Annotated in this window: 8 protein-coding genes and 1 pseudogene; all 9 read right to left on the reverse strand. The window is 63.8% G+C overall.

Going from position 1 to position 5919, the window contains the following annotated elements:
* Window positions 1-210, reverse strand: a 210-nt coding sequence (locus EN879_RS21430) for a 6,7-dimethyl-8-ribityllumazine synthase (RefSeq protein ID WP_206520975.1), incomplete at its 3' end; no start/stop codon positions are given.
* A gap of 81 nt (window positions 211-291) precedes the next feature.
* A complete protein-coding gene (locus EN879_RS21435) occupies window positions 292-567 on the reverse strand; it encodes a type II toxin-antitoxin system RelE/ParE family toxin (RefSeq protein WP_013532246.1) in 276 nt (91 codons plus the stop codon).
* The gene (locus EN879_RS21440; RefSeq protein WP_013532247.1) at window positions 567-827 is read right to left on the reverse strand and encodes a ribbon-helix-helix domain-containing protein; all 261 of its coding nucleotides are present in this window, start codon (window positions 825-827) and stop codon (window positions 567-569) included. Before EN879_RS21440 ends, EN879_RS21435 begins: the two co-directional genes overlap by 1 nt.
* Before the next feature lie 63 nt (window positions 828-890).
* Entirely contained in the window at window positions 891-1508 is a 618-nt protein-coding gene (locus EN879_RS21445; protein WP_063167765.1) for a riboflavin synthase, read from the reverse strand.
* Between the two features lie 12 nt (window positions 1509-1520).
* Window positions 1521-2636, reverse strand: a complete 1116-nt coding sequence (ribD, locus tag EN879_RS21450; RefSeq protein ID WP_063167764.1) for a bifunctional diaminohydroxyphosphoribosylaminopyrimidine deaminase/5-amino-6-(5-phosphoribosylamino)uracil reductase RibD — start codon at window positions 2634-2636, stop codon at window positions 1521-1523.
* A 2-nt stretch (window positions 2637-2638) separates the two neighbouring features.
* Complete coding sequence (gene nrdR / locus EN879_RS21455) at window positions 2639-3118, reverse strand: transcriptional regulator NrdR (protein WP_013532250.1); 480 nt, start codon at window positions 3116-3118, stop codon at window positions 2639-2641.
* 157 nt (window positions 3119-3275) lie between these two features.
* Window positions 3276-3941 carry a hypothetical protein gene (locus EN879_RS21460; protein ID WP_024504683.1) on the reverse strand — a complete coding sequence of 222 codons (666 nt, stop codon included), beginning with the start codon at window positions 3939-3941 and terminating at the stop codon, window positions 3276-3278.
* A 76-nt stretch (window positions 3942-4017) separates the two neighbouring features.
* Window positions 4018-5331, reverse strand: coding sequence for a serine hydroxymethyltransferase (gene glyA / locus EN879_RS21465; protein ID WP_013532252.1), 1314 nt, complete (start codon window positions 5329-5331; stop codon window positions 4018-4020).
* A 173-nt stretch (window positions 5332-5504) separates the two neighbouring features.
* A pseudogene (locus EN879_RS21470) lies at window positions 5505-5919 on the reverse strand (Na+/H+ antiporter); the annotation flags it as partial.

The following is a 5919-nucleotide window of genomic DNA, read 5'->3' on the forward strand; positions in this document are numbered from 1 at the left end:
GTGCAGTGCAACGGTGATCACCGCGGGGATCTCCAGCGAACCTGGAACGGTGACGACGTCATAAGTCGCGCCCGCCTCATCGAGCGCGCTTGTCGCGCCATCGAGCAGCGCGTCGGCAAGGTCGTCGTGAAAGCGCGCTTCGACAATGAGCAGATGCGCCTTCGCCTTCGGACGAATGAAGGCTTTGCCGTGTTGGGATGTACCAGCCATAAAAGTCTCCGGGGAGTTGCCGGTGACTTAGGCCGAAGCCGGGTTCATCGCAAGCGGAAGATTGCTGGATGGACTCCTGTCCTATCGATCCTCTCGCGTATGCCACAGGCGCAACACAGAAATTGTCGTGTTCTGTATCTCGTAACGAATTTCGTAGCTGCCTACCAAAATGCGACGCACTTCTCGTGGTTCGAACTCTTCCAGTCTCTCACCGATGCGCGGATATTCGACCAACCGTGCCGGCGCGGCAGTAAGCGACTGCACGGCACGTGCGGCCGCCGGGCCATTTGCTAGCACGAGAAAATCATGTAGCCGGACCAAGTCGGACAAAGCCTTGTTGGTCCATTTCAACTCCATCAACGAGGCACCGGCAGTGGCTTGTCGGTACCAAGACTCTCAGCCCACGCCTGCACGGCCTGGTGATCGATGACCCGTCCTGCGTCGACATCGGCCATTGCTTCAAGCGTGAGCCGTCGGCGCTCCTCCTCCAAATCCACCCACGCGGAAAGAGCTTGTTTGACGATCCAGCCGCGTGGGCGCTCAAGGCGGGCAGCCAGTTGATCTACCTTTTCAGCCAGCGGCAGCGGAACGTGAGCGGTGATTACTTTTGTATCCATCAGAGCCTCACAATCAGATTTAATCATAGCGATTAAAACTGATTAAGTCGAGTGCAGCAGCACTTAAAGCCCCTCTTTCGTCGCCTCGACCAGCCGCGCCGCATAACGCGCCATGGTGTCGATCTCGAGATTAACGCGGTCACCGACCTTGCGCTCACCCCAGGTGGTCACGGTCAGCGAATGGTGGATCAAAAGCACGTCGAAGCGCGCGCCTTCGACCTTGTTGACGGTGAGCGAGGTGCCGTCGAGCGCGACCGATCCCTTGGGCGCAATGAACTTCGCCAGGTCGCGCGGCGCCTCCAGCGTGAAGCGCACGGCATCGCCCTCATCCTTGCGCTCGATGATCTCGGCCATGCCGTCGACATGGCCCGAAACGATGTGGCCGCCGAGTTCGTCGCCGATCTTCAGCGCCCGCTCCAGGTTGACCTTGGTGCCGGATTTCCAGCCCGAGGCCGTGGTCAGCCGCAAGGCTTCCTCCCATGCTTCAACCTCGAACCAGCGTGCATTCGAGGCGCTGTCGGGCAAGGCCGTGACTGTCAGGCAGACGCCGCCGCAGGAGATCGAGGCGCCGATGGCGATGGTCTGCGGGTCATAGGCTGTGTCGATGCGCAGCCCCGCCCCTTCCCTGAGCGGCTTGACGGACGCGACAGTGCCGACATCGGTGACAATTCCGGTAAACATCGGTGTTGATCCCTAGAGGTCTCTTGTCCACTCGGCGTAGCTGTCTTCGCCGAAACGCATGTCGCGCAATTTGCGAAATCCTGCCGGGATATGGTCGGCGTCGATCGGCGATGCAATGCCGTCGTCGCCGATTGCATCCGGTCCCTGGAACAGCACGATGCGGTCGACCAGCCCGTCGGCCAGGAAAGCGCTCGCCACCCTGGCGCCGCCCTCGACCAGCACGCTGGCCATGCCGAGCGCGGCCAGATCCTCGAGTAGTTCCGGCAAGGCTACGCCGCCCTCGTGCGTCTCGGTGCCGATGAAGCGCACGCCGGCGCGTTCGAGTGCTGCCCGCCGCAGCGGATCGGCCTCCAGGCAAGCGGCGATATAGAGCGGTACCCGGTCGACGCCCGAAACCAGCTTCGAGGCCTCCGGCAACCTGAGCTGGCGGTCGAGCACGATGCGGGCAGGCGAACGGTTCTCAAGCCCCGGCAAACGCACCGTCAGGGCCGGATCATCCTCAAGGGCGGTGCCGATACCAACCAGTATGGCGTCCGCCTCAGCCCGCATCAGATACACTTCTCGGCGCGCGATATCGCCGGTGATCGACACCTGCCCGTCACCTTCCCTGCCGATCTTGCCGTCGCTGGAAAGCGCAAGCTTGAGAATCACTTCCGGGCGTTTTCTCAACGATCGAATCAAATAGCCGGCCATCTGCTCGGCAGCTTCCGCCGCCAGCACCTTCTCGACCACCTCGACACCGGCCGCGCGCAGGATCGCATAACCCTTGCCGGACACGCGCGAATCGGGATCGCTGGCGGCACCGACGACCCGCGCAACGCCGGCATTGACCAGCGCATTGGCGCAAGGCGGCGTGCGGCCGTGGTGGGCGCAAGGTTCCAGCGTGACGTAGGCGGTGGCGCCGCGCGCGAGGTCGCCGGCCTCGGCCAAGGCCTCGGTCTCGGCATGCGGACGGCCGCCGACAGCGGTGACGCCGGTGCCGACGATCATCGGACCATTGCCGTCATCGCGTACGATCAGCGTACCGACAGACGGGTTGGTCGCGGTGCGCCCGGCATTTTTTCGCGACAGTCTGAGTGCCGCCGCCATGAAGCGGCGATCAAGGGCGGCCTGTTCGCTTGCAGTCATGCTCAGCTGGCTTCCTCTTCACCCTTGACTTCGTCGCCCTTGAGCTCGCCCAGCAATTCATGGAAATCCTTGGCCTCGCGAAAATTGCGGTAGACCGAGGCGAAACGGACATAGGCGACATCGTCGAGCGACTTCAGCGCTTCCATGACCAGGCGACCGACTTCTCCCGAAGCAACCTCCGTCTCGCCGGAACTTTCGAGCTGGCGCACGATGCCTGTCACCGCGCGGTCGATGCGTTCGGGATCGACATTGCGCTTGCGCACGGCGATCTCCACCGAGCGCAACAGCTTGTCGCGGTCGAAGGGCACTTTGCGGCCCGATTTCTTGACCACGACGAGGTCGCGCAACTGCACGCGTTCGAAGGTGGTGAAACGGCCGCCGCAATCGGGGCAGACGCGCCGCCTGCGGATCGCCGCGCCATCCTCGGCGGGGCGAGAATCCTTCACCTGCGTATCTTCCGACTGGCAATAGGGACAGCGCATGGAGAAGCCTTTGGTTGGCGAATCTGGTGAAGCGAAAGGCTTAGAGGTTTTTGCAGCGATGGCAAAGTGTCGCCAACAGCTCCCTCGCCCTTCAGAGATAGCGAGGCGCAAGCAGGATTGCCAGCCTCGCCAGCAGCCGCACAGCGTACCGATGTCTTCAGGGAGCAACGTCGGCGGTCGGAAACCCGCACGATGCGCCGAGACTACGATAGGCCTTGGTGAAGCCGTCCATGGATATGCTTCCAACCGGCGCATCGCCGAAGGAGACGTCAAGCACCGATGCCCGGCGCATGGCGCGCAGGAGCGCCAGGCTGGTCTTGGACTGGTTGTCGACGGTCCAACTGAGCCGGCCGTTGACGGCGCCATCGGAATGGAGCTTGGCAGTGACGCGGCCCTTGTCGTCGCCGAAAGTGGCGGCAACCGACTTGCCGGCCGGCAAGGCCTTGTTGTCGACGGCGATCGTTACGGACGGGTAGGCATCCGGCGGCAGTGCATCGCCGTTCGTGATGATGAGCGTCAGAACGCCGCTCTCGCCGCCAGCGCCGATAAAGGCGGTCGAGGCCGCGCAGGTCTTGCGCAGATCCTCACCGGTGTCGACCTCGTCGACCAGGGTCGACCATCTGCCAAAGGTTTCGAGCTTGGGTGCCGTCTGGGCGGGCGCCGCGGGCTCGGGCTGAGGTGCGGGTTGCGCAGGAGCGGGTTGCGCGGGCGCGGCTTGAGCAGGGGCGGTTTGCGCCAAGGCGTTGCCGGGGAAAGGCCCGGCGATCAAAGCAGCCAGAGCGCCAACGGCGCCAAGGTCGGCGAAACGAAATGGTCGCATCATCAAGGCTCCTGTCGGTCGCCCCGGCCTGCTGAAACGACGCTTGTCGTTGCAGCAGGCCGCAAAACTTCCTATCGCGTCAGCCGAGATAGGGATAGAGCGGGAAGCGATCGGTCAGCGCCACGACCTTGGCCTTGACCGCTGCTTCGACGGCGGCATTGCCCTCGTCGGAATTGGCGACCTTGAGACCATCCAGCACTTCGGCGATCAGCTTGCCGATCTCCCGGAATTCGGCCTGGCCGAAGCCGCGCGTGGTGCCGGCCGGGGTGCCGAGACGCACGCCCGAGGTGACAAAAGGCTTTTCCGGGTCGAACGGAATACCGTTCTTGTTGCACGTGATGTTGGCGCGGCCCAGCGCCGCCTCGGCGCGCTTGCCGGTGGCGTTCTTCGGACGCAAATCGACCAGCATCAGATGGTTGTCTGTGCCGCCGGAGACGATGTCGAGACCGGTTTCCTTGAGGCTGGAGGCGAGCGCCTTGGCGTTGGCGGCAACGCTCTCGGCATAGACCTTGAAGCTTGGCTTCAGCGCTTCGCCGAAGGCAACCGCCTTGGCGGCGATGACATGCATAAGCGGGCCGCCCTGCAGGCCGGGGAACACCGCCGAATTCATCTTCTTGGCGATGTCCTCGTCATTGCACAGGATCATGCCGCCGCGCGGGCCGCGCAGCGACTTGTGCGTCGTGGTCGTCACGACATGGGCATGCGGCAGCGGCGACGGATGCACGCCGCCGGCGACCAGCCCGGCGATGTGCGCCATGTCGACCATCAGATAGGCGCCGACCGCGTCGGCGATCTCGCGAAAACGCTTCCAGTCCCAGACGCGGGAATAGGCGGTGCCGCCGGCCAGGATCAGCTTCGGCTTGGTTTCATGCGCGGTCTTCTCGATGGCATCCATGTCGAGCAGATGGTCGTCCTGGCGCACGCCATAGGAGACGACCTTGAACCATTTACCGCTCATGTTGACCGGCGAACCGTGGGTCAGATGGCCGCCGGAATTGAGGTCGAGGCCCATGAACGTGTCGCCCGGCTGCAAGAGCGCCAGGAAGACGGCCTGGTTCATCTGGCTGCCGGAATTCGGCTGGACATTGGCGAAGTTGCAGCCGAACAGCTTCTTGGCGCGCTCGATGGCCAGTTCCTCGGCCACGTCGACAAACTGGCAGCCGCCGTAGTAGCGCTTGCCCGGATAGCCCTCGGCATATTTGTTGGTCATGATCGAGCCCTGCGCCTCAAGCACCGCGCGGGAAACAATGTTTTCCGAGGCGATCAGCTCGATCTCGTGGCGCTGGCGGCCGAGTTCGTTGCGGATGGCGCCGAAAATCTCCGGATCGGCGTCGGCCAGCGTGGTTTCGAAGAAGGATTCGAATTTGTTCGACACTGCCGCTGCTGTTGCCATAGCCTGAAATCCTCGGGGTTCGGGGGCAATTTTGTTTATGCATGTCGTTGCCCAAACCGCTGTACACTTTTGGGCAACCTGCACGCGGCGCCATTAACACAGTTGTTTTCGCCCCGCCACGTTTGCCACGCGAAATTTGCTGGCCGGATTGCGCCAGCCAGGCCCGCGCGTCGTTATTTCCTCGCCTTCCGGCCCCTCAGCAATGCCTCGGTGAGCGTGATCTCGGTAAACAGCGCCTGCGACGTATGGTCGTTGATCTCGCCGCTGCGAAACATGGCGCGCACGGCTTCGCGCTCGGCTTCGATGCCCGCAAATCTCAATTCGAGCTCCAGCCTTCCGGCTTCACGCGCCTCGGCGCGGGCCTCATCGGCTTCGTCCGAGGCGGCGATGCGGCGCCGGTACCCGGCGACGATGCTGTCGGCGGCGGCAAGCCTGGCGCCGGGCACCTCGCCTCCCTCATCATCTGCGGCTCCGGCGATGCTCTCGATGCGCGCGATTGCCGCCTTGGCGGCGCCGACACGCGCCAGCCGCTCCTCGGCGGCGCCGGCATCCTCACCCGGCTCGACCAGCCCCCTGGCGATCGTCGGC

The sequence above is a fragment of the Mesorhizobium sp. M7A.F.Ca.AU.002.02.1.1 genome (assembly GCF_003998535.1).
Classification (GTDB): domain Bacteria; phylum Pseudomonadota; class Alphaproteobacteria; order Rhizobiales; family Rhizobiaceae; genus Mesorhizobium; species Mesorhizobium ciceri.

Bases quoted from the DNA above. Each gene is read 5' to 3' on its own strand.
- glyA (WP_013532252.1), bottom strand. From the start codon at position 5,331: ATGGCAACAGCAGCGGCAGTGTCGAACAAATTCGAATCCTTCTTCGAA.
- EN879_RS21435 (WP_013532246.1), bottom strand. From the start codon at position 567: ATGGAGTTGAAATGGACCAACAAGGCTTTGTCCGACTTGGTCCGGCTA.
- EN879_RS21445 (WP_063167765.1), bottom strand. From the start codon at position 1,508: ATGTTTACCGGAATTGTCACCGATGTCGGCACTGTCGCGTCCGTCAAG.
- EN879_RS21460 (WP_024504683.1), bottom strand. From the start codon at position 3,941: ATGATGCGACCATTTCGTTTCGCCGACCTTGGCGCCGTTGGCGCTCTG.
- ribD (WP_063167764.1), bottom strand. From the start codon at position 2,636: ATGACTGCAAGCGAACAGGCCGCCCTTGATCGCCGCTTCATGGCGGCG.
- EN879_RS21440 (WP_013532247.1), bottom strand. From the start codon at position 827: ATGGATACAAAAGTAATCACCGCTCACGTTCCGCTGCCGCTGGCTGAA.
- nrdR (WP_013532250.1), bottom strand. From the start codon at position 3,118: ATGCGCTGTCCCTATTGCCAGTCGGAAGATACGCAGGTGAAGGATTCT.